Raw genomic sequence first — 22,990 nt, forward strand, 5'->3', positions numbered from 1 at the left:
ACCTGACGATGATGGGGCTAGGCTCCACCATCGGTGCCGGACTTTTCTTGGGCACCGGCGTCGGCATTTCCGCCGCCGGCCCCGCCGTGCTCCTCGCCTACGTCATCGCCGGCTTTCTTGCCATTTTGGTGATGCAGATGCTGGGCGAGATGGGCACCGTTATCCCCGCCTCCGGCTCCTTTTCCGAATACGCCGAACACGGCATCGGCCGCTGGGCGGGCTTTACCCAGGGCTGGATTTATTGGCTGGCCACCGTCGCCGTCCTGGGCGCCGAAATCACCGGCGCGGCCGGCTTCATTGGCTCTTGGTTCAACGTCTCGCCGTGGATCCCCGCCGCTATCTGCGTGGTCCTCTTCGGAATCATCAATCTGCTGCGCGTGCGCAGCTTCGGCGAATTCGAGTACTGGTTCGCGCTCATCAAGGTAGTCGTCATCGTAGCCTTCCTCATCATCGGCGCGCTGCTCATCCTTGGCCTCCTGCCCGGCCATTCTTTTATCGGAACCTCCGTCTTCCTTGAGGACGGCTTCATGCCCAATGGCCTCGGCGGCGTCGCGGCTGGCCTGCTCGCAGTAGCCTTCGCCTTCGGCGGCATCGAGGTGGTCGCCATCGCCTCCGCCGAATCCGAGGACCCAGAGAAGTCCCTGGTCAACGCCGTGCGCTCCACCATCTTGCGCATCTCCGTTTTCTACCTAGGCTCTGTCCTGGTCATCACGTTCCTCTTGCCCTATTCCATCCTGGGAGACGCCTCCACGGCCGCAGAATCGCCCTTCACCATGGTTCTCGAACGCGCCGGCATCCCGGGTGCGGCCGGCATTATGGAGATCGTCATCGTCCTCGCTCTACTCTCCGCTTTCAACTCCCAGATCTACGCCTCCTCCCGCATGATGCATTCCCTCGCTTCCCGCGGCGAGGCCCCGCGCATCTTCACCTCCACCAATAAGGACGGCGTTCCCACCACCGCCATCGGCCTGTCCGTCCTCCTCTCGGCCGTCATGGTCGTGCTCAACTACGCCGATACAGGCTGGCTTCTTACCTTCATGCTTAACGCCGCCGGCGCCTCCCTGCTCATCGTCTGGGTCTTCATCGCCGTCAGCCAGCTGCGCCTGCGCCGCCAACTCGAGGCCCTCCACCCGCTGCCCATCCGCATGTGGGCCTTCCCCTACCTCACCTGGTTTGCCCTCGCCCTCTTTGCGGCCATCGCGGTGCTCATGCTTACCGACGCCACCGCCCGCATCCAACTCCTCTCCGCCGCCGCCATGTTCGCGGTACTCGCCTTCGCCGGCGTCATCAATTCCAAGGTTCGCGGCATCGACCCCACCTCGACGCTGCCCCTCACCTAGCCCCGCGCCTCCTCCTCGCCCCTACTCACCCTGCTCCCCTGCCCTTCGCACTCACGGGGGAGGTCGATGGGGCGTCGGAAAGCACTGCTCGTGAGCGCAAAGGGAAGTTATCCACAGCAACGCCTTTCGCGCTCCCGAAAACTGTGCCCTAGACCCGAGTTATCCACAGGTTGCTGTAGCATGCGTGGCCACATCGTCTAGAGACCGTCTACTTTAACCGCCATGGGGGAATGGACTACCGCGGAACTTCGCGGGCGGGGTTTGAGCAAGAATGCGATTCGTCACAAGGTGCGCGAGGGGAAGCTCTTTCGCGTGCATCGGGGGATATATACCGATAAATGGACGCCACTCGCGGTGGCACGGGCTCTCGCGCATGGACTCAGCCGCATCCATTTCACGGGAAAGACGGCGCAGGAGATTTACCTTGGCCGCCAGCTGACGTTTCCGCTGGAAGCGGAGGGACCACGTACCTTGAAGGGCAAGAACTTCCATGTTTCGCACTCGCGTCTCCGGGCTACGTGCAAGATAAACGGCCTACCGGTGGTGCAACCGTTGTGGGCCGCGCGCAAGATTTCGCGTGCGTGCAGGCCCCTGTTGGAAGAACACTACAGGGGAAAGCACGGCCCCGGCCGCTTAGAAAGAGACCGTCGACGCATGCGGCGCGTCCCGAAGCCTCTGAAAAACACGATTCGACGTGCCGCGATCGGCGCAGATAGCCCACCGGAGCGCACGCTGAGTCGGCAGCTCCGAGCAGAAGGAATCTACCCTGAGCACAATGTTCTCATTGCGGGCTACCGCTTTGATCTAAGGATTGGAAAGCTCGTTGTAGAAGTCGACGGCTGGGAATACCACAAGCACAGCGTTACATTTCAAGCTGACCGTTCCAAACAGAACGCGGCCGTGGCCCACGGTTATACGGTCTTGCGTTTTACTGCCGATGACATCAACCACCACCTCAATCAAGCCATCCTGCTCATCAAAGCCACGCTTGACGTGGTAAAAGGCGGCAAGCCTAAGCTCCCGTCCTCGGCAACTCAGCCCTACTGGACATGGCACCGTTGCGTATAACCCTTGCCGACGTGACAATTATTCTTTACACTAGGACATGCAAGCATGACATACAGTAAAGGAGACCAGATGGCCGAGCACCCCAACATGGTCCGCAAATGGCGCCGCTGGCTCGAACTTTCGCAAGCCGAGCTCGCCGAAAAAGCCGGCGTCTCCCGCCAGACCATCGCCAATATCGAGCGCGGCAACTATTCACCTTCCGTCCACCTCGCGCTGGATATTTGCCACGAACTTGGAAAAACCGTCGAAGAAATCTTTGGAGCTGAACAACATGATTAACGCCATTGCCAACTACTCCCTCAATGAAATCGAGCGCACGACTCGCGATGAATTCGAACGCGATACTTGCCTCAAAGCCTGCGCAATCGGCATGACTCCGATCCCATTCCTCGAGCTCATCGTCGCTGCAATCCTTGCTTGGGTCCTCCCCGGCCAAATGAGCATGCTGTGCTTCCTTGCGCTCGCGCCATCTATCATCGGCAATTCCATCGGCACGGCTTGGATGCGCAAGCGCGTCGCTACCCCGCTGGTGAGCCGCAACTGGACGGCTATCGCCGTCTACCTCATCCCACTCATCGCCATGTTCGCTGGCATTGCGTATAACGCCTACGCGCCTGCCGACGGCCACAACCCCGTCGCTTACCTCATCGGCACCGCCGTCGGTGCCATCACCGTACTCATCCTCACCCCATTCATTCGTCGCCGCCAGCACCGCCGCGACCAGGCCCGCCTCGATGCCGAGCTGGAGGACTAAGCACCTCCCAGCTCCCCTCACCCACCCTTCGCGCTCACCGTGGAGGGCGGGTCCTCTCGTTTTCACCCCCGCCGTGAGCGCGACGGTAAGTTCTTTCCCCTTCGCGCTCACCGGCAGCCGCAGCTACCAGCTTCGAAGACATCCCCGTGACCGCTAAGGACACTTTGCTTGCCGACGCCCCCTTGCCGCTCACCGAGAGCAAGAAAAAGCCCCACCGCCGAGCGCTGGTGCGCGCGAAGGGCGATGGGGTGGGGCGAGCCTTGACAAAGGGGCCAGGCTAGGCGGGCTCAGTCTCCTCGACAACCTGCGGCGTCTTCGGCTTCGAACGGAACGTCCACAGCTTATTCAAAATGAAATTGATCGGCATTGCAACAATGATGGAAATGGCCGATGCCCAGTACACCTTTGTACGCAGACCGGTTGAATTATCCAGAATGTCTGAAGGCAAATGCAGCGGCGAAGTCGGGTTCATTAACAATGTCGCCACGACTTGGCTTACGAGGAAAGCTCCAATACCAGCGAGCAGGAATGGGAAGAATCCACGCAGCCAGGACACTTTCGTGACTGAGCGGAAGGTCCACATTCGGTTGAGTTGGTAGTTCCAAGTGTTCGCGACCAAGAAGGCAATAGTCAGGAACACGTGATACCAGCGGATATGAAAAACGGAACCAAAGAGGTTGATAAATGGATCGTCCGCATCAATGCCGCCAGACCACCAAGTAATCTTTCTGCACAAGTAAACTACGAAAAGATTGACAACGGTACCGGAACCGCCGACGATGCCGAATTTGAGAAACTGCCCAAAATTGGACACAAAGCGCGCGACGCTGAGGTCTGCCATGGGCCGCCTTTCTAGCCAGTGAATCAATAACTACTCGATTGTAGTTCTTAAGCCCTGCGAACTGAAAAATTGACGCTCGGAATGTGATAGAGGATCTATAAAAGTTATAGCCTCGTGAAGGAGCGCGAGCGGAGTGCGGAAGTCATAGAGGTCAAGCTCACGCGGGGTGGGATAGGTATCGTCGCCGAGCAGCGGGTGGCCGAGGTGATTGAGTAGCACCCGCAGCTGGTGGGTATGACCGGTGCGCGGCCACAAGGTCACCTCACGGCCGGCAGCGCGCACGTACGTGGAGGTGAGCGCACCATTGGAAGCTACGAGCACCTGGCGCGCCCCGCGGGGCTTGTGCATGCGCAGGGCGATTTCTCGGTCCATAACAAGCGGTTGCTTGACGACGCCCCGATATCTCTTCACCGCACTCCCCTCCAAAAAGATGCGCTGGTAAGCGGCGCGGGTATCGGGATTGCGGGAGCAAATGACAAGCCCGGCGGTCAAGCGGTCTAGGCGGTGCAAGGGCACGATATCGTCTTCACCGAAGTCCACGCGCAGGCGGGTTTGCAGGGTTTCGCGCTGGAGGCGACCGTTGGTGGTCGTGGGCAGGAAGTGTGGCTTATCGGCCACGATGAGGTCGCGGTCGGCGTGGACCACGGAGTAGTCGAAAGGAATCGGGCGCTCCGGCGGCACCGTGGGGTGGTACCACGCCGGCACGGGACGCGGAAGCGCGGCACCAGCCGGCAACACGGTGTCAGCCGGAAAGGGAGAATCGCCGGCGCGGGCGGCGAAGTACTCCCCTTCCTCGGGCACATATCCGCGCAGGACCGTTTTGCGCGGGGAGATACCCGCGCGGGCGGGTGGTCTGCCGGAATCAGGCACCGGCGAGGCGCTCAACAGCGGCATCGATGCGTTCATCGGTACCGTTGAGGCCGATGCGCACGTGCTTCTCACCGGCCGGGCCATAAAAATCACCGGGAGCGGCGAGGATGCCGCGCTCGGCTAGCCAGTCGATGGTGTCACGGCAGTTCTCGCCTCGGGTAGCCCAAAGGTACATGCCGGCATCGGAGTGGTCGATGGTAAAGCCGGCGTCGACAAGCGCGTGCATAAGCACCGCGCGCCGAGAGGCGTAGCGGTTGCGCTGAAGGGCCTCGGTGTCGTCGTCGTTAAGAGCAGCGACCATGGCGGCTTGAACCGGGCCAGGAACGATGAGTCCGGCGTGCTTGCGCAGCTGAAGCAGTTCGGCGATGAGGTCATTATCGCCCGCGAAGAAGCCGGCGCGGTAAGAGGCCATATTCGCAGTCTTGGACAGCGAATGCATAGCGATCAGGCCGGTGTTATCGCCATCGGTCACGCGCGGATCGAGGATGGAGACCGGCGGGTTATCGTCGTTCCACCCCAAGCTCATATAGCACTCATCGGAGGCGATAATGGCGCCGGTCTCGCGCGCCCACGCCACGATGCGGCGCAGCTCCTCCACGCCGAGCACGCGGCCGGTGGGATTGGACGGCGAGTTCAAAAAGACCAGGGAAGCATCCTGGAAATCAGAATCCGCGCGCAGCGGCTTGGCGCCGGCGAGCAGGGCCCCAACCTCGTAGGTGGGATAGGCCACCGACGGGAAGGCGACGGTCTCGCCGCGCATGCCCAAAAGCGTAGGCAGCCAGGCGATGGCCTCCTTGGTGCCGACCACCGGCAATACGAGGTCAACCTGCATGTTATAGCGGCGCGTTAGCGCGGCGGCGATGGCCTCGCGCAGCTCCGGGGTGCCGGCTGTCTGCGGGTAGCCAGGGTTCTGCGCGGCTGCGGTCAACGCGAGCTGCACGCCTGGGGATACAGGGTCAACGGGGTTGCCCACCGAGAGGTCAACGATTCCACCCGGGTGGGCCTGGGCCTTCTTCTTGGCGCCAGCCAGTGAATCCCAGGGGAAGTCTGGAAGCGTCTTTCCTAGCGGTGTGCGTGCCATGTCTTACTCCTGATTCTGTGGCGGAAGCGCGGCAATCATCGGGACGTCAAAGTCCTGTGGGCCGAGGGCCGCCGCGCCGCCTGGGGAACCCAGGTCATCGAAGAATGCCGCGTTGGCGTCGTTGTAGTCCAGCCACTCATCGGGAACATCGTCCTCGTAGAAGATGGCCTCAACCGGGCATGCGGGCTCGCAGGCGCCGCAGTCCACGCACTCATCTGGGTGGATGTAGAGCATGCGCTTGCCCTCGTAGATGCAGTCAACAGGGCATTCCTCAACGCAGCCGCGGTCCATTACGTCAACGCAAGGCTGTGCGATCGTATAAGTCATGGAGATTCCTTGAAGCTTCCTGATTTCTCGGATTTGGGATGTTTAACAGTATGTCACTTCTGCTTGAAAAATGGCCAAACGCCGCCGCCTATCCCCGCCAAAAGCAGGAGCAGGCTGAGAATATTATTGGCCAAGAGCATGTCTCCGGTCATCGGCACCATCAGCAGGAAGGCGAAAAAGCCCAAGCTCCATACGATAAGCGGGATGGCGCCGACCACCGGCGCGGGGCTCCACAGGCGAGCAGTGCGGGTGAGCACAGAATTAAACCACCACGCAAGCAGGATAGTGATGGGAAAAGCCACGCTCGCGCCATTGGATAGCGGAATGCGCGCGGTGAGGTAGATGACCTCGAGGAAGACCGACAGCAGCGCGCCGATGGCCAGCCACACCAGTCCGGTTACCTGCTCGCCGCGGCTAAAATCCGTGCGCATTACAGTCCACCGAGCAGGTCATCGGCGGGCTCACCCTGGCCCAGCTGGAAGTACTCGGCGCGCAATAGCGGCATGACCAGCAGGTTAGACAGCCCATAGGCGCCCGGCACCCGTTCCGGTTCGTGCAGGGCGGCCACGGCGGCCGTGGGGTTTGTGCGGGTGGTGGAGCCATCGGCCAACCAGATTTGGGAAGCGTGGGCGCTCATGGCGGCTCGCTTGGCGTCCAAGGCGGCGCCGGAAAGAGCGACGGTGACGTCCGCGCCTTCGTTGGTGAAATTGTCCAAGTACGCCTGGCCGGGCTTGCTCCACCCCGCTGGGGCATCGAGGGTGTCCAGGCCGGCGTAGTTGGCAGCGCGCTCAAAAATGCCGTACCAGATGCGCATGCTTGCCGACGCCGCCTTTCTCACCGCCTTGTGCACCGCCACATGGTCCGGGTGGCCGTAACCGCCATCGGGCCCATAGGTGAGGATGGCGTGGGGTTGGATGGCTTCGAGCTCGTCGCTGAGAAATTCAGCGGCCTCATCGATGCGGTTGACCAACGCACGGGGGTTATCGTGCGAGGGAGAACCCGCCATGCCGGAATCGCGGAAATGCCCGAATCCGCCCAATTGAACTCCCTTGACGCCCAGCGCATCGAGGGCATTGGCCAATTCGCGGGCGCGGAAGCCTCCCAATTGATCATGATCAGCTAGGCCTTGGTAAGGCTCACCAATGACCTCGCCGTCCTCACCCAAGGTGAGCGTAATGACGGTAACCTCGGCGCCGAGAGCGGCCAAAGTCGCCAGCGTGCCACCCATGAACAGCGTTTCATCATCCGGGTGGGCATGCACCGCCACGACGCGGTAACCGGTTAAGTCTTTAGTCTTCATCTATCCTCCAGCGGGGCGCGGTGAAAAGACCATCGTCCCAATCATCGATGCTTTGGCCGGGGCCTACAATACCCTGTCCGAGCGCGTGGACTCGCGTCTCATCTACCAACGGCACATAAAGCACTTCCTTGGAATTGACGTCACGAATGCGACCGAGCGCTTCTTTAGGGCTCATGGTGCCGGATAGAATTTCCGCGCGTATTTCATCTGCATTGTCTGGGCAGATGCCGGAAAGATCCCCGGCCAACGGTTGCATATCATCACAGCTGAAAATATTCGCCGCGGCCATCGAATTTAAAGAAATATCCTCCCAGGTCACTACCGCATCCACGTCGCCTTCTGGCAGGAGCTTGGAGGTAATCGTGGTCAGGCGCTCGGAGACTACCTCGGCATCAATCCCATGGGCCTCGAGGACGTCGTAGAGAGTATTAGCGGCCGCCAACGCCGTGGGGCTGGTGGGATCCACCGCAAAGCGAATGGGTTTCTTGCTAGCGCGGGTGCGCAACGCGGTGAGATCGGCATTCTTGCCCACTGGGTTGTTTCCGGGCTTCAGATTGGAGGCCCGGCCGGTGGCTAGGCGAGTTACCTGGTCTGTATCAATCAGCGACGCCAATCCGCGGCGCTCCGCTCTTTCTTCCAATGCGCCTTCAGCGGTGGACATGTGCAGCCGCAACTGGCGCGAGCGGGTAAGCGTCTTTTGGGAGACGTGTCCCAACAGTGCCAACGCTTCCTCCGAGGTCTGACCTGGGGTAAAGTCCGCGAAGCCGATCTGTCCGGAGCGCAGCATATTCAGCGCTTGGGTGCTATCGCGGACCTCCCGCAGCTGGATGACGTCCACTTGGGCTGGGTTTGCGCCCCAGAATCGGTCATTGCGATTCAGGGTAATGACTCCGCGGCCGCGGTCTACGCTATCGACGAGAAAGCGCCCGGCCGAGGCCGGGATTTTATCGGCCAAGGCGGAGCCGAAATTATCGTCTTGCAGCAGGTGCGAAGGCAGCAGATTATGGAAAAGCAGGTGCCAATCCTTGACTTTTTGGGAAAAGTCCACCGTGACCTCGCGACCGCCATCGGAGGTATTGACGGCCGAGATTGCGTGGTAGCCGGCGGGATCCCGCACGCCAGCGGTAGTGGTCATCTGCTTCCACAGGTAGCTAAAGTCCGCACCGGAAATAGGTGTGCCATCGGACCACTGCGCCGGCGAGGCGATAACGTAGCGCACCCGCTGCGCCACGCCCTTGGGTGCCTTTACCTCGGAGGCGGATTCGAGGATATCGGCATCCATACGTCCGTTGTGGAAGGCAGAGGGCAAAACCAGCTCGGCTATTTGGTCCACCAGCTCGGAATTATTTGCCACTAGGTGCGGGTTGAGGCCCGCGCGCAGGGGATCCACACCGACTGAGATGGTGGGGCGCTGCGCGGAATCGGAGTCTTGAGGTGCCTCTTCTTCCGGGGTTGCGGTAGTGGTGGATTGGTCTTCCTGCAGCGCGGAGTCATTGTCCTCCACCACTGGAGGTGGGCCGGGGTTGGCCGCGCAGGCGCTTAAAAACGCGATGCTCACTGCACTGAGCACCGCCGCCATTGCCGACGCCGCGCGCCATGGTTTAGCCGGTTTCTTTTTCATCGCGCACTACTTTAGTCCTTCTACCCCGCCGGAACGAGGATTTTTGGCGCTAAACTCGTACGCACACTACATCTTATAGGGAGACCCCAATGCTTATTTGCCAAGAAATGTTCCTGCTACTGACCAAAGACAATGGCAAGAAGGAAGATTGGGTAGCCAATAATGAAGCTGCTCTGCGAGCCACCGTGCTCGCTGACCTGTTATTGGGTGAGCACATCGAGCTTTCCGGGAAGAAGAAGGTGGAAACCACCGCACAGCGCCCCGGACACCCCGTCTTGGCATGGGCTTGGGAGGAGCTGCAGCAACACAAGGTCACCAGCATGAAGAACCTATTGGAAGCCTCATGGTTTACCCCAAGGGAGATAATCGCTTTGGACTTCCATGCGAATGGTCAGCTGGATGTGGAAAAGGCCAAGTGGTGGCAGTTGAGCGGCGACCGCTACATCATGACGGACCTGGAGCTGGAAAAGGAACTGCGCGAACGGTTGGTTGCAGTCCTAGAGGCGCAGCGGCCAGCCGAGGTCAATGACGTCATTATCCTCGATATCCTCCGCGAGGTCAGCGGTGCCTATACCCTACTCAAAAATGACGCGGACGGGATGAAGCGCCGCGAGATGCGGGCGCGCATCCAGGAGATCAAGAAAGAGGTGGAATATGACAATGCCGCCTCCTCTGCGGTCAAGGCCGTAGTTGAGGAGGCGGCAGCGCTAGCGGCAGTGGTTGCCACATCGGCGGCAATCACCACTACCTAGGGGGCTAGCTACTTATTCATCTGCTTAGCGCGGGCGGCGGCACGCTTGCGGTCGGTAGCGGAAAGCTCAACCTTGCGCACGCGCAATACGTCTGGGGCGACCTCAACGCACTCGTCGTTGCCACAGAATTCCAGTGCTTCTTCCAAGGAGAGGGTATGCGCCTTGGCCAGGGTGACCGTGGCATCCGCGGTAGCTGAGCGCATATTGGTCAGTTTCTTTTCCTTGGTGATGTTGATGTCAATATCCTCGTCGCGGTTATTGGCACCAACGACCATGCCCTCATAAGCCTCGGCACCCGGCTCGACGAAGAAGTTGCCTCGGTCCGCCAGCTGCATCAGCGCATACTGAGTGATCTGACCGGAACGGTCAGCCACGAGAGAGCCGGTCGGGCGCGACTTGATCTCGCCGGCCCATACATCCAGGCCGTCGGAAATGGAGTTGGCAATGCCGGCACCACGGGTTTCGGTCATGAACTGGGTGCGGAAGCCAATGAGACCGCGAGCAGGAACGCGGAAGACCATGCGCACCCAGTCGCCCTCGCGAACGTCCATGGCCTGCATCTGCCCCTTGCGGCCAGCCAGCAGCTGGGTGATAGCGCCCTGGTGCTCGGACGGGGAGTCAATGGTAAGGATCTCGTATGGCTCGTAGGTCTTGCCGTCGATTTCCTTGGTCACAACCTGCGGCTTGCCGATGGTCAGCTCGAAGCCCTCGCGGCGCATGGACTCGATGAGCACGGATAGCGCCATCTCGCCGCGGCCCTGGACCTCCCAAGCATCGGGACGCTCGGTAGGCAGCACGCGCAGGGATACGTTACCGATAAGCTCCTGCTCCAAGCGGGCCTTGACCATGCGCGCGGTAAGCTTATCGCCACCGCCCTGGCCTGCCATCGGGGAGGTATTGACGCCGATGGTCATGGAGATGGCCGGCTCGTCCACGGTGATGCGCGGCAGGGCCTCAGGGTTTTCCGGATCGGCGATGGTGTCACCAATCATGACATCGGAGATACCGGAAATGGCCACGATATCGCCGGCGATGGCCTCCTCCGCGGGCTGGCGCTCGAAGCCCACGGTGCGCAGCAGTTCGGCCACCTTAACGGTCTTGGTGTGCTGGTTTCCTTCTTCGTCGTAGTGAATCCACGCAACCTGCTGGCCCTTCTTAATGCGGCCGGCGTAGATGCGCAGCAGTGCAATACGGCCCAGGAAGTCGGAAGCGTCCAAGTTGGTGACGTGGGCCTGCAGCGGGGCGTCAACGGTCGCGGAAGGCTCAGGAAGGACGTTATAGATGACGTCGAAAAGCGGCTGCAGGTCCTCGCCCTCTGGGACATTGCCATCGCCAGGGTTTTCAGTGGAAGCAATGCCTGCGCGGCCGGAGGCATAAAGTACCGGCAGATCCAGCAGCTCCTCGGCGGCGGCTGCGGCTTCCTCATCCTCCAGGCCAGCGGCGATTTCCAGCAGCAGGTCCTGGGACTCGGAGACGACCTCGTCGATGCGGGCATCTGGGCGGTCGGTCTTGTTCACGCAGATGATAACCGGCAGCTTGGCCTCTAGTGCCTTGGTAAGAACGAAGCGCGTCTGCGGCAGCGGACCCTCGGAGGCATCCACGAGCAGAACCACGCCATCCACCATGGAAATGCCGCGCTCGACCTCGCCGCCGAAGTCGGCGTGGCCTGGGGTGTCAATGACGTTAATGATGAGGTCCTGGCCGTCTTTGCCAAGGCCTTTGCGGTGGATGGCCGTATTCTTGGCCAGAATGGTAATGCCGCGCTCGCGCTCCTGGTCATTGGAGTCCATGACGCGGTCCGTGTGTTCACCGTGTTCACCAAAGGCGCCGGACTGCTCCAGCATGCCGTTGACCAAGGTGGTCTTGCCATGGTCAACGTGCGCGACAATGGCAACATTACGGAACTCGGTATTACTCACTAGTGGGGTTCTCCTTCGGAGGATCTACAGCGCTTGCGCGCGCGGAATTGATCTTGAACGAGCTCCCACGATACCCCCTTAAAGGGCCAAGTGCAGCATTGGGGATGACTTTACCCCGTAACGCGTCCTATAGGGCGAGCGAAGAAACTTATAGATTGCGAAAGCACTTGACACTCCCGTAACCATCACTATCGTTACTGTAGGTAGTATTGTTACAAATGTGACTAATGGGGTTTGACCGCCCTTCCCGAGACCGCACCCAAGGAATTGATATCGTGAGCAACGCCCGAACCACCTGGCGCCTGTCCGGCCGCACCGGTTATATCGCCGCCGCAACGGCCGCGCTCATCGGACTCGCGTCCCCTCTCGTCGCCCCGGCTCAAGCCTCCGCCCCGGATCTTTCTTCCTTGGTGCAGCAGGCGTCTTCCCATAGCCCACTAGACGAGTTGGGCCGCCCGAACCAAGAAACCCAGGACCGCATCCGCGCTTTCGCGGCCCAACCTTGGATCCCGGAGGACGCCCGCAACGCCATCCTGTCCGGCCTCGCCTTCTTCGTCGGCGGCGGTGATAGCAAGGGCGGCGTGGCCATACCGGAGGGCAATAACCCGAACTTCCGCCAGTTCTACTGGCCCACCGTCTCCGCCCACTGCATCGGCGGCACCAGCGACGCCATGGGCTCCGCTATCGCTGTCCCCGGCCCCACCGAAATGCCGGCACCGGGCGCAAAGCCTGGCGAAACCGTTTTCCTCTTCACCGCTCTCGGTACCCCACCGGCCGCGCGCGAACAGGGCGGAATGAATGTCCAGTGGTTCAACCTCGATACCCTGCGCAGCGGTGTTACCCCACTCAATAACAACGGCATCAACAATGATGGCCCTACCACCTTGTCCGGCACCGCACAGACCGGCAAGGGCACGGTTGTGGCACTGCTTAGTGGGTCTGTTAATACCGCAGAGTCGCGCTGCAATTTCGCGCCCACCGCCGCCTTCCTTGAGGTGAAGTAGATGGCGGTAGATCTCCATCCGGTCAAGCGCGAGACCTTTAATACCGCGAATTATACGAATACCGACCCCAAGGGGTACCTGCGGGAAGTCGATACCTACACCGAAACCGACTTTGGCCTCTACATGGCCCGGGGCGCCGATCACCCGCGCTTTGGCTACTTAGAATCGTGGCTGCTGCCGGATCTCAACCTGCGCGCTAATATCTTCCACTTCCGCCCTGGCATCGACGTCCAGCAGGATTTTTATATCGACGTTGCCGAAATCCAGCGCGATGGTGCAGTGTGGACCACCCGCGATCTTTACGTAGACCTCGTAGCCACGCACGGAGACCCCATCTGCGTGCTCGACATCGATGAGCTATCGGCCGCAACTTCCGCAGGTTTAATTACCGCCGAAGATGCGGAGAAAGCGATCGACACCACACTTGCCGCAGTAGAAGGCATTACTCGCAGCGGCGATGATGCGATGGCTTGGTTGGCACACCAAGGGATAAACTTGTCGTGGTCCGATAACATCACCCTAACCCCAGAAGGATAATTTATGGCCGGCGGCCTATTTGCCCTGCTTGACGACGTCGCCCTGATCGCCCGCTCCGCCGCTTCCAGCGTTGACGACGTGGCCGCGCTCGCGGGCAAAACCTCTGTGAAGGCCGCAGGCGTGGTGGTCGATGATGCCGCGGTAACCCCGCAATACGTCGAGGGCATTAAGCCGCAGCGTGAGCTGCCGATGATCTGGCGCATCACCAAGGGCTCGCTCGTCAATAAGCTGGTCATAATCTTACCCATCGCCATGATCCTCTCGTGGATCGCGCCGTGGGCACTTACGCCCATCTTGATGTGCGGCGGCACCTATTTGTGTTTCGAGGGCGCGGAAAAGATCCTGCACCACGTACTTCCCCACCGGGAAAAAGAAACCGAGCCGGTTCAGGAAAAGGGCGCTGACGCCGAGGATAGCTTGGTCAGATCCGCTATCACCACTGACCTCATCTTATCCTCGGAGATCATGATCATCTCCTTGAACGAAGTCATCAATGAGCCGTTCTGGATGCGACTCGGGGCCCTCATTTTGGTCGGCATCCTCTTGACTTTGGGTGTCTACGGCGCGGTAGGCCTGCTGGTCAAGATGGATGATATCGGCATGGCACTTATTAAGCGCCACGATGGCAACTCCACCATCGGCACCGCTCTGGTCAAGGGCATGCCTATCGTACTCGATATCATCGGCGTCATCGGCACCGCCGCCATGCTGTGGGTAGGCGGCCATATCGTGATCAAGGGCGTGCACGAATTCGGCATGGATCAGCCACGCGAGTTTATAGCATCTGTGACCGAAAAGATTTCCAATGGCGCTTTGGCCTGGCTGGCAGAAACCGGCATGTCCATGGTCTGCGGCTTGGTGCTTGGCGCAGTCATCGCCTCGATCGTCATGGCGGTCAAGGCCTCCTTTGGCAAGACCTCGGCCACCTCCGCCACGCCGGCCGAGGCTTAAGAGGACGGCGGTCCAGCTCTACATAAAGAGCATGAGCGAAACCGCCATCACGGCCATTCCGGCAATCAAGCCATATATGGCGTAGTGGTGCTCGCCCGTTTCCTCCGCGGTGGGCAAAAGCTCATCGAGGGAAATAAAGACCATAATGCCGGCGATGGCGGCAAAGCTAATGCCCATGGTTGCCGGCCCAATAACCGGCATGAGAAGGCCGAAGCCAATGAGCGCGCCTACCGGCTCCGCTAGGCCAGATAAGGTGGCCCACCAAAAAGCCTTCTTGCGGGAGCCGGTGGCCTCCCGCAGCGGTACGGCTACCGCGATGCCTTCTGGGATATTATGAATGGCAATCGCCACCGCCACCGGCACCGCAATTTCCTTGGATTCCAAGCCGGATAGAAAGGTGGCAAATCCCTCTGGGAAGTTGTGCAGCCCTAGCGCACAGGCGGTAAAGACGCCAGTTTTCATCAGCTTTTTGCGTCGGGCTTCCTCGGCGGTGGTTGCTGGTTCATGCGGATTAATTTCCTCCGGCACGAGCCGGTCAATAATGGCAATGACCGCGATGCCGGCAAAGAAGGCGCCGACGGCGGCCCAAGTGCCGGGGGTCTGGCCACCGAGGGCGTCGGCAAGCTGCGAAATGCCCTCCGGAAGAATCTCCATAAAGGAGACATAGAGCATCACCCCGGCCGAAAGCCCCAAGGCTGCGGCCATAAAAGCCGGCCCAGGCTGGCGCTTTCCCACCGCTAGGCCACCGCCTATCGAGGTCGACAGCCCTGACAGCAGCACCAAGGCGAAGGCAAAAGCGAAGGTACTAAAGGTCATATCTGGCACCCTACCTGACAATGATTATCAGGTATTAACCTTCGTTCTTTTCCTCTGTTACGGGCGAGATAAACTCACCATTTTCAATGGAAGGGTCATTGTCCACGTACTCGCCTGCTTCATAGTCATACCCCACAGCACGGCCCTCCTCGTCCGTGCGTGCGTACCAATCGGTCACCTCGGCTGCAGTGGAGTTAAAGTGCGCACCCGTAGCGTAGTCCCCCTCTGTCGGCTCGATGGACAGGGCAAAGTTATCTCCATAGTCGCGCACGCCGCGCACAATTGCGTTGGAGACTGCCTCATCCTCGTAGAAATGGCGGATGGAGGCGGGATCGTGGCGCAGCTCGCGCACCAGCGCAATACACATGAGAACAATGATGACGGCAAACGGTAGCGCCGTCACCGTAATAAGATTCTGCAGGCCCTGTAGGGCGTTGCGGCCGCCAGCGAGCAAGATGACTACGGCGATGCCAGCCATGCATACCACCCAAAAGACCGTAACCACAGGGTTCGGCTTGGGGTTTCCGCGCTGGGTGAGCTGGGAGTTCACAATCGAAGCGGAGTCTGCAGTCGTGATGAAGAAGACCACCAGCATGACGATGACGATAGGCGCCATCCATTCCGCTCCCGGGAAGTGGTCGAGCACCTTGAAGAAGATATCCTCGGCCGCCGGCATGGAATCGATGGTCCCGTCCGGCGCTATATCGCCATCACGGCGCTGCAACCAGATGGTGGTGCCACCCAAAATGGTAAAGGCGCCGACGATAATGGCAGAAGGGATCAACAGCACGCCGAGCACGAACTGACGAATGGTGCGGCCGCGCGAAATCTTGGCCACGAATACGCCGACGAACGGTGACCACGATACCCACCAGGCCCAGTAGAAGGTGGTCCAGGAGGACAAGAAGGCCACCATGTCCTCTCCTTCGCCCATATTGGCCGAGAGCATCTGCGGCATCTCGTCGAGGTACTCAATAACCACGGCCGGCAGCATATTGGCCAAAAAGGCAGTTGGCCCGACAACGAAGAAGAAAAGCGCCAAGGCCATGGCCAATACAAGGTTGATATTAGAAAGCCATCGAATGCCCTTGGCCACACCGGAGACAGCCGAGAAGATCGTGCCGATGGAAAGCACGACGATAATTACCAGCGCCGCCGCATTACCGGTAGTAGACCAGCCACTGACCAGCTCCACGCCGCGACCAATCTGTAGGGCACCAATACCCAAGGTGGCGGCGGTGCCAAAAAGAGTGGCAATAATGGCCAAACCATCAATGATTCGCGCGGGCAGGGAGTCGCTGGAACGGTTACCAAAAAGCGGCATCAAAATAGAGCTCATTAGCGGCACCCGGCCGCGACGGAAGGACACATAGGCCACACACAACCCCACGATGGCATAGATCGCCCAGGCATTAATGCCCCAGTGCATAGCGGCTTGGGCCATGGCCCCCAGTACAGCCTCATCGCTGGCCGCCTCATAGGAGCCCGGACGCGGGGAAAGGTAATAGCTCAGCGGCTCGAAAGGACCAAAGAAGATGATGCCGATGCCAATGCCAGCACCAAAAAGCATGGCCGCCCAGCTCAGCGTGGAAAATTCCGGCTTTTCTCCGTCTAAGCCCAGCGGAATCTTGCCGTATTTGGAAAAGGCCAGGATGATGAGCAAGAACATCAGGAAGGTCGCCAGGGCAGTAAAAATCCAGCCTAGGTTGCGCATTACCCAATCCAGCGCCGCCGAGGAGGAATTAAAGACCTGCTCAGGTGCAATAACGCCCCAAATGACGAAGGCAATGATTAATCCACCGACTACAAATAGAATCGGTTTGTCTACGCCATATTTCACCTTCTGATCCTCAATGGATACGCCTGGTACCAGCGCCGGGTGGATATTATGCGGGTACATAATGTCCTTCAAGATGCGCTTGGCGTTTCGAGTACGCTTTTTGCTTTCCTCCGAGTTATTGACCCCGCGTGCGGAGTGCGGTGAGGAAGACGATGAAGAAGAGATGGTTCTACTCCTATTCTGTTTTCCGGGCTAGCAACTTTTAGAGAGCTGTATAAACTCTAATAAAAACTCGCAGGATATAAAGCTGAGCCAGCTATTTACCCCATATGCGTAAGATGAAATACACACAAAATTGCCGGCATTAAACCTTGGGAGTGACTTTCTATGGCGCTATACCCGCTCGCTACTAGTTACTTCGGCGTGGAGCACGTGGCGGTGCTCGAGCACCCGGTAGTGGGCACTGCGTTGAGCATCCCCGGCGTTGCACAGCAGGCAGCGCTTGTCGACGTCTCCCTAGAACCCGATACCTACACCAACGGCTGGCGCATCCGCTCTGAATTTGGCTTCCTCGGCTTCCTAGATGAGGTAGAAGCTGCTGAGTATCCCGCTTTGGAGCGGCTGAAACTTTCTTCTGCCCAGCCGCAGACTATCGCCACCGTGGAAGTAGTAGATGGCGAGGTGGACGTTGCTGTATCGCTCGGCTTGTGGCCGTGGATGGTTCCGGTCAATGATCAGCCCCAGGGCACGGCTTTGTTGGCCGGCGGAAAGGGCATGCTGATCGATACCGCGGCCGGGGACCTTGCTGCCGCACAGCTCGATCGGATGGGTGCGCAGCAATTCTTCGTCACCGTTGACGTCCTAGACGATACTGCGGTGGCCACCTGCGGGGAGGTTGTACTTGGCCCCTGCGGCACTATCGCCGAGCTTCCCGGTCTGCGCGCCGCACTTGCTGCGGTTCGTGGCTCTGGTGCTGGAATCTCGGCCCGCGCATATTCCAGCCACGGAATGCTTGCCGTTGACTTTCCTGCTGATGCGGCCACCGCCGCCGAGGTGTTCTCCCCCGCTGTCCCACCATTGCGCGTTCCTGCTGACCACCCCGCAATCCCATCTGCCTCACCGACGGCCGCACCAGCCCAACCCGAGGCGTGGGAGCACACCCTTAACGCTGACTCTATTGTCACCGCGCTTCCCGCCGGTTCCCGTCGACCGGTTGGACCGCGCCGGGCCGAACCGCAGACTGAGGCTGCCGTTGAGGACGCACCGCCACAAGCCAGTGCAGAGCTTGCGAAACTAGTTTCATCCGTTCCCGGCGAGCAGAACTTCAGCTGGCGCGCGCTGCCGGTAGCCGATGAACCTGGCCGGTTTTCGTCCGAATCCGCCCGCGTGCGAGCCCGGCGCGTTGCCCGCGAGGCCTCCCACCACCGTGGGGGCAATCACCGCAAGTAGCCGGGATCGGCTATGAGCTACCGCAGGGTTCTTTGGCCTCCCTCGCCGCGGCGGGTAATCCGTTGGGAGTCGAGATATTCGAGCAACGGGATGGCCACCCGGCGCGTGGTCCCCAGCGCCTGGCGGGCAGCAGAAAGCGTAAAGGGCTGTTCTAGCTCGGCTAGGCGGCGGCGAGCCTCATCACGGGCCGAGGGCAAAAGAATGATGCCTTGTTTGAGTCGCAATAGGCGCCCAGCGCGTTCGGCGGCAGCGAGCTCCTTGGTACTAAGCCCCAGTTCCGCTAGTTCATCCGCCTCCGGTGCTGCAAAGGGGTCCGCTTTGAGTTTCGATTCAATGGCAGCAACCCCACGCTCGGCGGCGCCTAGGTCCACGCTCTGCCCAGGCAATCGCAACACTCCGTCGCTGCTTTCTGTCTTCGCCGCAGCGATGGCGAGGCTGAGTAAGCGTTCCTCTCGCAGGTCGAGGGCATCCATTGCTGCCTTACGCGGCATTCCTGGTGCCAGGGGATGTGCGGCGGCGTGGGAATGCAGGGCGTCGGTAAGCGCTTGCTTCCACCGCATTACCTGGCCAGCCGCAATCCACCAGTCGCGGAAGGAGATGATGCCTGCGGGTGGCGCGGCGGTATCGAAGCCATCGCGTACGAGTTCTTCCAAGCGGGCGTAGCCGACACGGCGCAAGTAGGTGGCTGGATCGCGGAATGATTCCTGAGCACCTAGCGCTTCGGCGCGGTGGCGTGCTGCCCCGCGCCGGTTAAGCTCGGGCGGGCGCAAATCTACTGTCTCCACCCCGGCAACGACGTGCCGACCGCCGGGGCTGCGAACGACGAAGCGATCTAGGAGCCGAAGGGGCAATGGATGAGCCAGGCTAAGGCGCGCGAAATCGGCCGAAAGGGGGCGCAGGTGGGCCTCTACCCCGGCGGTGCCGGTGTGGATTACGAGGTTATCCGGCAGCCCATCGAGCTCGGCGCCAAATGTGCGGCGGACATCGAAGGATTCCACCATGCGCCAGGCACCCGGGGTAAGTAGGGCATCGCCGCGGTGAATATCGGAGGCATCCACCCCTCGCAGGTTGACGGCCGCACGGGTTACCGGACCAAGGCTTTTATGCGCGGTATTCTCACTGTGCAGTCCCCGGATTTCTACTTCCTTTTCGCCATCTGCCGTGGCTGCCAGCAGACTATCGCCCACGCGCAGGCTGCCTGCAGCAAGCGTTCCGGTGACCACGGTGCCCGCACCCTTAACGCTAAAGGCGCGGTCCACCCACATCCGCACTGGCGCTTGTGCATCGGGGGCAGGCAGACCTGCCAGTAAGTCATCCAGTGCCTGGCGCAGCTGCTCAAGGCCGTCACCGGTAGGGGCGGCTACGGGGATAATGGGGGCGTCGGCAAGCGGGGTATCTGCCAGCTGCCCCCGGATCTCGGCGGTGCGATCCACGGTGGCGCGGTCACTGCGGGTAAGCGCAATAATGCCATGCTCCACGCCCAACGCGCGCAAGGCATCGCGGTGGTCGGTGGACTGGGCTTGCCACCCCTCGTCGGCCGCAACCACGAATAGCACCACTGGCGCTGGGCCCACGCCGGCAAGCATATTGCCCAGGAATTTCTCATGGCCAGGCACATCAACAAAGGCTACGTCCGCCCCCGAGGGCAAAGTGGTCCAGACAAAGCCTAGGTCAATGGTTAGCCCGCGGCGCTTTTCTTCCTCCCAACGGTCTGGGTCCATCTCCGTAAGCGCGCGAACCAGGGTGGATTTTCCATGATCCACATGGCCGGCAGTGGCAACGACGTACACCTATCCCACCGCCTTGATCGCGGCTATTACTGCCGCGTCTTGGTGCGCGGGAACGCAGCGAATATCCACCAAGCAGCGCCCTTGATGCACGCGGCTTACGACGGATGGCTCCTGGCGGCGCAGCGCGTCCGCAAAGTGCTCGGGCAGGCTGACGGCAAAGCCCGGCAGGGGGTATTCGGGCGCCCCGCCACCGCCCACGCGGCCATCATGAGCCACCACGTGCGCGCCGACCGCCTCCGCAATCGCCTCCGTGCGCGCGCGATGGTTCTCGTGGTCCAAGTGCAGTGCGTCTTGCACCGCATTCGAAGGAGTGGAAATAGCGGCCTCCAAGGCGTTGAGGCGCAGCTTATCTATGCGCACGGCGCGCGCTAGCGGGTGCTTTTTCACCGCAGAAATCGCGTCTTTAGTGCCCAATAGGATGCCTGCTTGCGGTCCGCCGAGCAGCTTGTCCCCGGAGGCAATGACGATATCGGCACCAGCGCGCAACTGAGCATGAATATCCGGTTCCTCAGGCAGGGCTGGGTCATGGGTGAGCAGGCCAGAGCCCAAATCTACAATGAGCCGGGTGCCATGGCGCGCAGCTAGGCGGTGCAGCTCGTCTACTCCTACCGCTGAGGTAAAGCCCTCGATGCGGAAATTGGAGGGGTGTACCTTCAAGATTGCGCCCGTATTATCCCCCAGCGCACGCTCATAGTCCGCCACGTGGGTGCGGTTGGTAGCGCCGACTTCCTTCAAGCGGGTGGCGGTGGATTCGATGAGCTCGGGCAGGCGAAAACCAGCACCGATTTCGATAAGCTCGCCGCGCGAGATGATGACCTCTTTACCAGGGGCAAGCGCGGCGGTGGCCAGCAGCAAGGCGCTGGCGCCGTTATTTACCACCAGCGCATCTTCTGCACCGGGGCAGGCCGCAAGCAGCGCAGCCGTAGCGCCAGCTCCCCGGTTCTTGGAGCGCTTGCCGGATTCAAGGTCCATTTCCACATCGGTATAGGAGGCGGCATCGTGGAGGGCTTCTACTGCGGCGCTGGGAAGCGGGGCGCGCCCTAGGTTGGTATGGATGATGACACCGGTGGCGTTGATGACCGGCCGCAGGGAATGCGAATTCTTCTCCCCTAGCCGCTGCGCGATAGCTGCGGGAAGCTCACTAATGGGCACTCCGCCACGGCGGGCTTGGCTGACTGTGTCTTGGATAATCGCGCGGATGGTGTGCTCGGCAAGGCACTCGCGTGCGGCAGCTACTTCTGGCAGCTGGAGCAGCTCGTCCATGCGCGGAATATTCCTGCGGGGATCGGGGCTGGCAGCCGGCGTGGGCGTGGGCACTATGGCATTCCTCCTTGCGCGCGAATGGCGGAGACGGACAGGAATCGAACCTGCCAGACCGAGATGCTCGGCCTCACCGGTTTTGAAGACCGGGGCGCCCACCAGGACACGTACGCCTCCGTATGCTCACCTTACACGGGCATTCCTCGCTACCGAGACACCTACCAGCCGCTGCATTCACCGCGGTGCGCCACGGTGGCTACTGCGCCGCCCGAAGAGATTCCTTTGCTCCGCACTACTCCCCGTTTATACGCGGCAAGGGGGTCCCACGGAACTAGTAAAATAGCCGTATGACCGAAGATATTAAGCTCACCTCTTTTGCCGCCGGCGGCGGCTGCGCTTGTAAGATCCCCGCTGGCCAGCTAGAATCCGCCGTCGAGGGACTCATTGGCAAGGCCGACCCCAACGTGCTGGTTGGCTTGGACGATGGCGACGATGCTGCGGCCGTCAAGATTCAAGATGGTTTAGCGGTTATCTCCACCGCTGACTTTTTTACTCCCATGCTCAATGATCCCTATGACTGGGGACGCGTGGCCGCAGCCAATGCACTTTCTGATGTCTATGCCATGGGCGGCAGCCCGGTTACCGCCATCAACCTCGTGGGCTGGCCCAATGAAAAGCTTGGCCTGGATGTCCTGCGCGAGGTTCTGCGCGGCGGCATGGACGTAGCCACCGAAGCCGGCATCTCCGTTACCGGTGGCCATTCCATCACCGCCCCTGAGCCGCTCTACGGTATGGCCGCCACCGGTATCGTCGCCCCCGAAAAGCTCATGCGAAATGACGCCGCTAAGGCTGGCCTGCCTATCACGCTGACCAAGCCCATCGGCGTAGGCATCCTCAATAACAAGCACAAGGCCACCGGCGAGGTATCCCAGGCCGCGGTCGATTCCATGACCACCTTGAACCGCGAGGCCGCCCGCGCCGCGGTGGAGGCGGGCGTACGTGCGGCCACCGATGTCACCGGCTTCGGGCTGCTCGGCCACTTATACAAAATGTGCCGCGCCTCTGGCATCGCCGCCGAGCTGGATTTCTCCGCCGTGCCCACCATCGAGGGCGCAAAGGAGGCGCTGACGGAAGGCTTCATACCTGGCGGTTCCCGCCGCAACCTGGACTGGGTGCGCCCACACCTCGATTCCTCTTTGAGCGAGGAAGAGCTAGTGCTGCTTGCCGACGCCCAAACTTCCGGCGGCCTCCTCCTCATCGGCGAGGTCCCCGGCTACCCAGTTATCGGTTACACCACCGAGCGCACCGGCGATGCCTATATCAAGGCCTAAGATGCAGCGACAGATTCCCTATCTTTTCGCCCTCACCGCAACCGCCCTCGCCGCAGCGGGGATGGCGGGATGTTCCTCTGAGGGGGCATCGACAAGCGAGTGCTCCCCGGTCGATCCCGCCACGGTGCGCGAGGCTCTGCCGGATTCGCTCGGTGAAGCCAAGCTCGATCCCCAGTCAGCTGAAAAGGATGATCATTCT

At 60.7% G+C, this 22,990-nt stretch carries 24 protein-coding genes and 1 tRNA gene; 12 read left to right on the forward strand and 13 right to left on the reverse strand.

The window, feature by feature from the left end; genetic code table 11:
* The first annotated feature begins 8 nt into the window (after positions 1 to 8).
* The 5 genes from L8V01_RS04935 (at position 9) to L8V01_RS04955 (ending at position 3,443) form a co-directional block, all read left to right on the forward strand.
* A complete protein-coding gene (locus L8V01_RS04935) occupies positions 9 to 1,340 on the forward strand; it encodes an amino acid permease (RefSeq protein ID WP_338081041.1) in 1,332 nt (443 codons plus the stop codon).
* Positions 1,341 to 1,562: 222 nt separating this feature from the next.
* The gene (locus L8V01_RS04940; protein WP_269946033.1) at positions 1,563 to 2,408 is read left to right on the forward strand and encodes a type IV toxin-antitoxin system AbiEi family antitoxin domain-containing protein; all 846 of its coding nucleotides are present in this window, start codon (positions 1,563 to 1,565) and stop codon (positions 2,406 to 2,408) included.
* 69 nt (positions 2,409 to 2,477) lie between these two features.
* Positions 2,478 to 2,687 carry a helix-turn-helix transcriptional regulator gene (locus L8V01_RS04945; protein WP_239206842.1) on the forward strand — a complete coding sequence of 70 codons (210 nt, stop codon included), beginning with the start codon at positions 2,478 to 2,480 and terminating at the stop codon, positions 2,685 to 2,687.
* Positions 2,680 to 3,162 carry a SoxR reducing system RseC family protein gene (locus tag L8V01_RS04950; protein ID WP_269946034.1) on the forward strand — a complete coding sequence of 161 codons (483 nt, stop codon included), beginning with the start codon at positions 2,680 to 2,682 and terminating at the stop codon, positions 3,160 to 3,162. The genes L8V01_RS04945 and L8V01_RS04950 overlap by 8 nt, the downstream gene beginning before the upstream one ends.
* 146 nt (positions 3,163 to 3,308) lie before the next feature.
* Complete coding sequence (locus tag L8V01_RS04955; RefSeq protein ID WP_269946035.1) at positions 3,309 to 3,443, forward strand: hypothetical protein; 135 nt, start codon at positions 3,309 to 3,311, stop codon at positions 3,441 to 3,443.
* Here the strand turns inward: L8V01_RS04955 and L8V01_RS04960 are convergent.
* The 7 genes from L8V01_RS04960 to L8V01_RS04990 are packed head-to-tail and all read right to left on the reverse strand — an operon-like array spanning position 3,440 to position 9,202.
* On the reverse strand, positions 3,440 to 4,003 hold the full coding sequence (locus L8V01_RS04960; RefSeq protein ID WP_269946036.1) for a GtrA family protein: 564 nt from the start codon (positions 4,001 to 4,003) through the stop codon (positions 3,440 to 3,442). The two genes, L8V01_RS04955 and L8V01_RS04960, sit on opposite strands and share 4 nt — an antisense overlap.
* A 30-nt stretch (positions 4,004 to 4,033) precedes the next feature.
* The gene (locus L8V01_RS04965; protein WP_269946037.1) at positions 4,034 to 4,909 is read right to left on the reverse strand and encodes a pseudouridine synthase; all 876 of its coding nucleotides are present in this window, start codon (positions 4,907 to 4,909) and stop codon (positions 4,034 to 4,036) included.
* On the reverse strand, positions 4,866 to 5,954 hold the full coding sequence (gene dapC / locus L8V01_RS04970) for a succinyldiaminopimelate transaminase (RefSeq protein ID WP_269946038.1): 1,089 nt from the start codon (positions 5,952 to 5,954) through the stop codon (positions 4,866 to 4,868). Before dapC ends, L8V01_RS04965 begins: the two co-directional genes overlap by 44 nt.
* A 3-nt stretch (positions 5,955 to 5,957) precedes the next feature.
* Positions 5,958 to 6,281 carry a ferredoxin gene (gene fdxA / locus L8V01_RS04975; protein ID WP_005327491.1) on the reverse strand — a complete coding sequence of 108 codons (324 nt, stop codon included), beginning with the start codon at positions 6,279 to 6,281 and terminating at the stop codon, positions 5,958 to 5,960.
* Positions 6,282 to 6,334: 53 nt separating this feature from the next.
* A complete protein-coding gene (locus L8V01_RS04980; RefSeq protein ID WP_269946039.1) occupies positions 6,335 to 6,712 on the reverse strand; it encodes a hypothetical protein in 378 nt (125 codons plus the stop codon).
* Entirely contained in the window at positions 6,712 to 7,581 is an 870-nt protein-coding gene (locus L8V01_RS04985) for a PIG-L family deacetylase (RefSeq protein ID WP_269946040.1), read from the reverse strand. Before L8V01_RS04985 ends, L8V01_RS04980 begins: the two co-directional genes overlap by 1 nt.
* On the reverse strand, positions 7,571 to 9,202 hold the full coding sequence (locus L8V01_RS04990) for an ABC transporter family substrate-binding protein (protein ID WP_269946041.1): 1,632 nt from the start codon (positions 9,200 to 9,202) through the stop codon (positions 7,571 to 7,573). The genes L8V01_RS04985 and L8V01_RS04990 overlap by 11 nt, the downstream gene beginning before the upstream one ends.
* Before the next feature lie 89 nt (positions 9,203 to 9,291).
* Here L8V01_RS04990 and L8V01_RS04995 point away from each other — a divergent pair, with 89 nt between their 5' ends.
* Positions 9,292 to 9,954, forward strand: a complete 663-nt coding sequence (locus L8V01_RS04995) for a GOLPH3/VPS74 family protein (RefSeq protein WP_269946042.1) — start codon at positions 9,292 to 9,294, stop codon at positions 9,952 to 9,954.
* Between the two features lie 8 nt (positions 9,955 to 9,962).
* Here L8V01_RS04995 and typA read toward each other — a convergent pair whose 3' ends face one another.
* Complete coding sequence (typA, locus tag L8V01_RS05000; RefSeq protein ID WP_269946043.1) at positions 9,963 to 11,873, reverse strand: translational GTPase TypA; 1,911 nt, start codon at positions 11,871 to 11,873, stop codon at positions 9,963 to 9,965.
* 227 nt (positions 11,874 to 12,100) lie between these two features.
* Here typA and L8V01_RS05005 point away from each other — a divergent pair, with 227 nt between their 5' ends.
* The 3 genes from L8V01_RS05005 to L8V01_RS05015 are packed head-to-tail and all read left to right on the forward strand — an operon-like array spanning position 12,101 to position 14,365.
* Complete coding sequence (locus L8V01_RS05005) at positions 12,101 to 12,877, forward strand: Rv1157c family protein (protein ID WP_269946044.1); 777 nt, start codon at positions 12,101 to 12,103, stop codon at positions 12,875 to 12,877.
* Positions 12,878 to 13,414 (forward strand): ribonuclease FAU-1 family protein, encoded by a 537-nt coding sequence (locus L8V01_RS05010; protein ID WP_269946045.1) that lies wholly within the window; start codon positions 12,878 to 12,880, stop codon positions 13,412 to 13,414.
* A 3-nt stretch (positions 13,415 to 13,417) separates the two neighbouring features.
* Complete coding sequence (locus L8V01_RS05015) at positions 13,418 to 14,365, forward strand: DUF808 domain-containing protein (RefSeq protein ID WP_269946046.1); 948 nt, start codon at positions 13,418 to 13,420, stop codon at positions 14,363 to 14,365.
* A gap of 18 nt (positions 14,366 to 14,383) precedes the next feature.
* On the opposite strand, the gene zupT is transcribed toward L8V01_RS05015, so the two are convergent.
* Both zupT and L8V01_RS05025 read right to left on the reverse strand, forming a co-directional pair.
* Positions 14,384 to 15,181 carry a zinc transporter ZupT gene (zupT, locus tag L8V01_RS05020; protein WP_269946047.1) on the reverse strand — a complete coding sequence of 266 codons (798 nt, stop codon included), beginning with the start codon at positions 15,179 to 15,181 and terminating at the stop codon, positions 14,384 to 14,386.
* Between the two features lie 34 nt (positions 15,182 to 15,215).
* Positions 15,216 to 17,081 carry a BCCT family transporter gene (locus L8V01_RS05025; RefSeq protein ID WP_269946048.1) on the reverse strand — a complete coding sequence of 622 codons (1,866 nt, stop codon included), beginning with the start codon at positions 17,079 to 17,081 and terminating at the stop codon, positions 15,216 to 15,218.
* Position 17,082: 1 nt separating this feature from the next.
* Here L8V01_RS05025 and L8V01_RS05030 point away from each other — a divergent pair, with 1 nt between their 5' ends.
* Together L8V01_RS05030 and L8V01_RS05035 are read left to right on the forward strand one after the other, a co-directional pair.
* Complete coding sequence (locus L8V01_RS05030; RefSeq protein WP_269946049.1) at positions 17,083 to 17,217, forward strand: hypothetical protein; 135 nt, start codon at positions 17,083 to 17,085, stop codon at positions 17,215 to 17,217.
* 131 nt (positions 17,218 to 17,348) lie between these two features.
* Positions 17,349 to 18,410 carry a hypothetical protein gene (locus L8V01_RS05035; RefSeq protein ID WP_269946050.1) on the forward strand — a complete coding sequence of 354 codons (1,062 nt, stop codon included), beginning with the start codon at positions 17,349 to 17,351 and terminating at the stop codon, positions 18,408 to 18,410.
* 17 nt (positions 18,411 to 18,427) lie between these two features.
* Here L8V01_RS05035 and selB read toward each other — a convergent pair whose 3' ends face one another.
* From selB to L8V01_RS05050, 3 genes are all read right to left on the reverse strand, one after another.
* Positions 18,428 to 20,200: a selenocysteine-specific translation elongation factor gene (selB, locus tag L8V01_RS05040; RefSeq protein ID WP_269946051.1), complete on the reverse strand. Its 1,773-nt coding sequence runs from the start codon at positions 20,198 to 20,200 to the stop codon at positions 18,428 to 18,430.
* Positions 20,201 to 21,517, reverse strand: coding sequence for an L-seryl-tRNA(Sec) selenium transferase (selA, locus tag L8V01_RS05045; protein WP_269946052.1), 1,317 nt, complete (start codon positions 21,515 to 21,517; stop codon positions 20,201 to 20,203).
* Positions 21,518 to 21,542: 25 nt separating this feature from the next.
* Positions 21,543 to 21,637, reverse strand: a tRNA-Sec gene (locus tag L8V01_RS05050).
* Between the two features lie 170 nt (positions 21,638 to 21,807).
* Here L8V01_RS05050 and selD point away from each other — a divergent pair.
* Positions 21,808 to 22,791, forward strand: a complete 984-nt coding sequence (gene selD / locus L8V01_RS05055) for a selenide, water dikinase SelD (protein WP_269946053.1) — start codon at positions 21,808 to 21,810, stop codon at positions 22,789 to 22,791.
* The last annotated feature ends 199 nt before the right edge of the window (positions 22,792 to 22,990 follow it).

Source organism: Corynebacterium curieae (assembly GCF_027570035.1).
In the GTDB taxonomy this organism is placed as follows: Bacteria; Actinomycetota; Actinomycetes; order Mycobacteriales; family Mycobacteriaceae; genus Corynebacterium; species Corynebacterium curieae.

Bases quoted from the DNA above. Each gene is read 5' to 3' on its own strand.
- L8V01_RS04980 (WP_269946039.1), bottom strand. From the start codon at position 6,712: ATGCGCACGGATTTTAGCCGCGGCGAGCAGGTAACCGGACTGGTGTGG.
- L8V01_RS04950 (WP_269946034.1), top strand. From the start codon at position 2,680: ATGATTAACGCCATTGCCAACTACTCCCTCAATGAAATCGAGCGCACG.
- L8V01_RS04940 (WP_269946033.1), top strand. From the start codon at position 1,563: ATGGGGGAATGGACTACCGCGGAACTTCGCGGGCGGGGTTTGAGCAAG.
- fdxA (WP_005327491.1), bottom strand. From the start codon at position 6,281: ATGACTTATACGATCGCACAGCCTTGCGTTGACGTAATGGACCGCGGC.
- L8V01_RS04935 (WP_338081041.1), top strand. From the start codon at position 9: ATGATGGGGCTAGGCTCCACCATCGGTGCCGGACTTTTCTTGGGCACC.
- zupT (WP_269946047.1), bottom strand. From the start codon at position 15,181: ATGACCTTTAGTACCTTCGCTTTTGCCTTCGCCTTGGTGCTGCTGTCA.
- dapC (WP_269946038.1), bottom strand. From the start codon at position 5,954: ATGGCACGCACACCGCTAGGAAAGACGCTTCCAGACTTCCCCTGGGAT.
- L8V01_RS04945 (WP_239206842.1), top strand. From the start codon at position 2,478: ATGGCCGAGCACCCCAACATGGTCCGCAAATGGCGCCGCTGGCTCGAA.
- L8V01_RS05005 (WP_269946044.1), top strand. From the start codon at position 12,101: ATGGGGTTTGACCGCCCTTCCCGAGACCGCACCCAAGGAATTGATATC.
- L8V01_RS05030 (WP_269946049.1), top strand. From the start codon at position 17,083: ATGTCCTTCAAGATGCGCTTGGCGTTTCGAGTACGCTTTTTGCTTTCC.
- L8V01_RS05035 (WP_269946050.1), top strand. From the start codon at position 17,349: ATGGCGCTATACCCGCTCGCTACTAGTTACTTCGGCGTGGAGCACGTG.
- L8V01_RS04990 (WP_269946041.1), bottom strand. From the start codon at position 9,202: ATGAAAAAGAAACCGGCTAAACCATGGCGCGCGGCGTCGGCAATGGCG.
- L8V01_RS05025 (WP_269946048.1), bottom strand. From the start codon at position 17,081: ATGTACCCGCATAATATCCACCCGGCGCTGGTACCAGGCGTATCCATT.
- L8V01_RS05015 (WP_269946046.1), top strand. From the start codon at position 13,418: ATGGCCGGCGGCCTATTTGCCCTGCTTGACGACGTCGCCCTGATCGCC.
- L8V01_RS04995 (WP_269946042.1), top strand. From the start codon at position 9,292: ATGCTTATTTGCCAAGAAATGTTCCTGCTACTGACCAAAGACAATGGC.
- L8V01_RS04960 (WP_269946036.1), bottom strand. From the start codon at position 4,003: ATGGCAGACCTCAGCGTCGCGCGCTTTGTGTCCAATTTTGGGCAGTTT.
- selD (WP_269946053.1), top strand. From the start codon at position 21,808: ATGACCGAAGATATTAAGCTCACCTCTTTTGCCGCCGGCGGCGGCTGC.
- L8V01_RS04985 (WP_269946040.1), bottom strand. From the start codon at position 7,581: ATGAAGACTAAAGACTTAACCGGTTACCGCGTCGTGGCGGTGCATGCC.
- L8V01_RS05010 (WP_269946045.1), top strand. From the start codon at position 12,878: ATGGCGGTAGATCTCCATCCGGTCAAGCGCGAGACCTTTAATACCGCG.
- L8V01_RS04965 (WP_269946037.1), bottom strand. From the start codon at position 4,909: ATGAACGCATCGATGCCGCTGTTGAGCGCCTCGCCGGTGCCTGATTCC.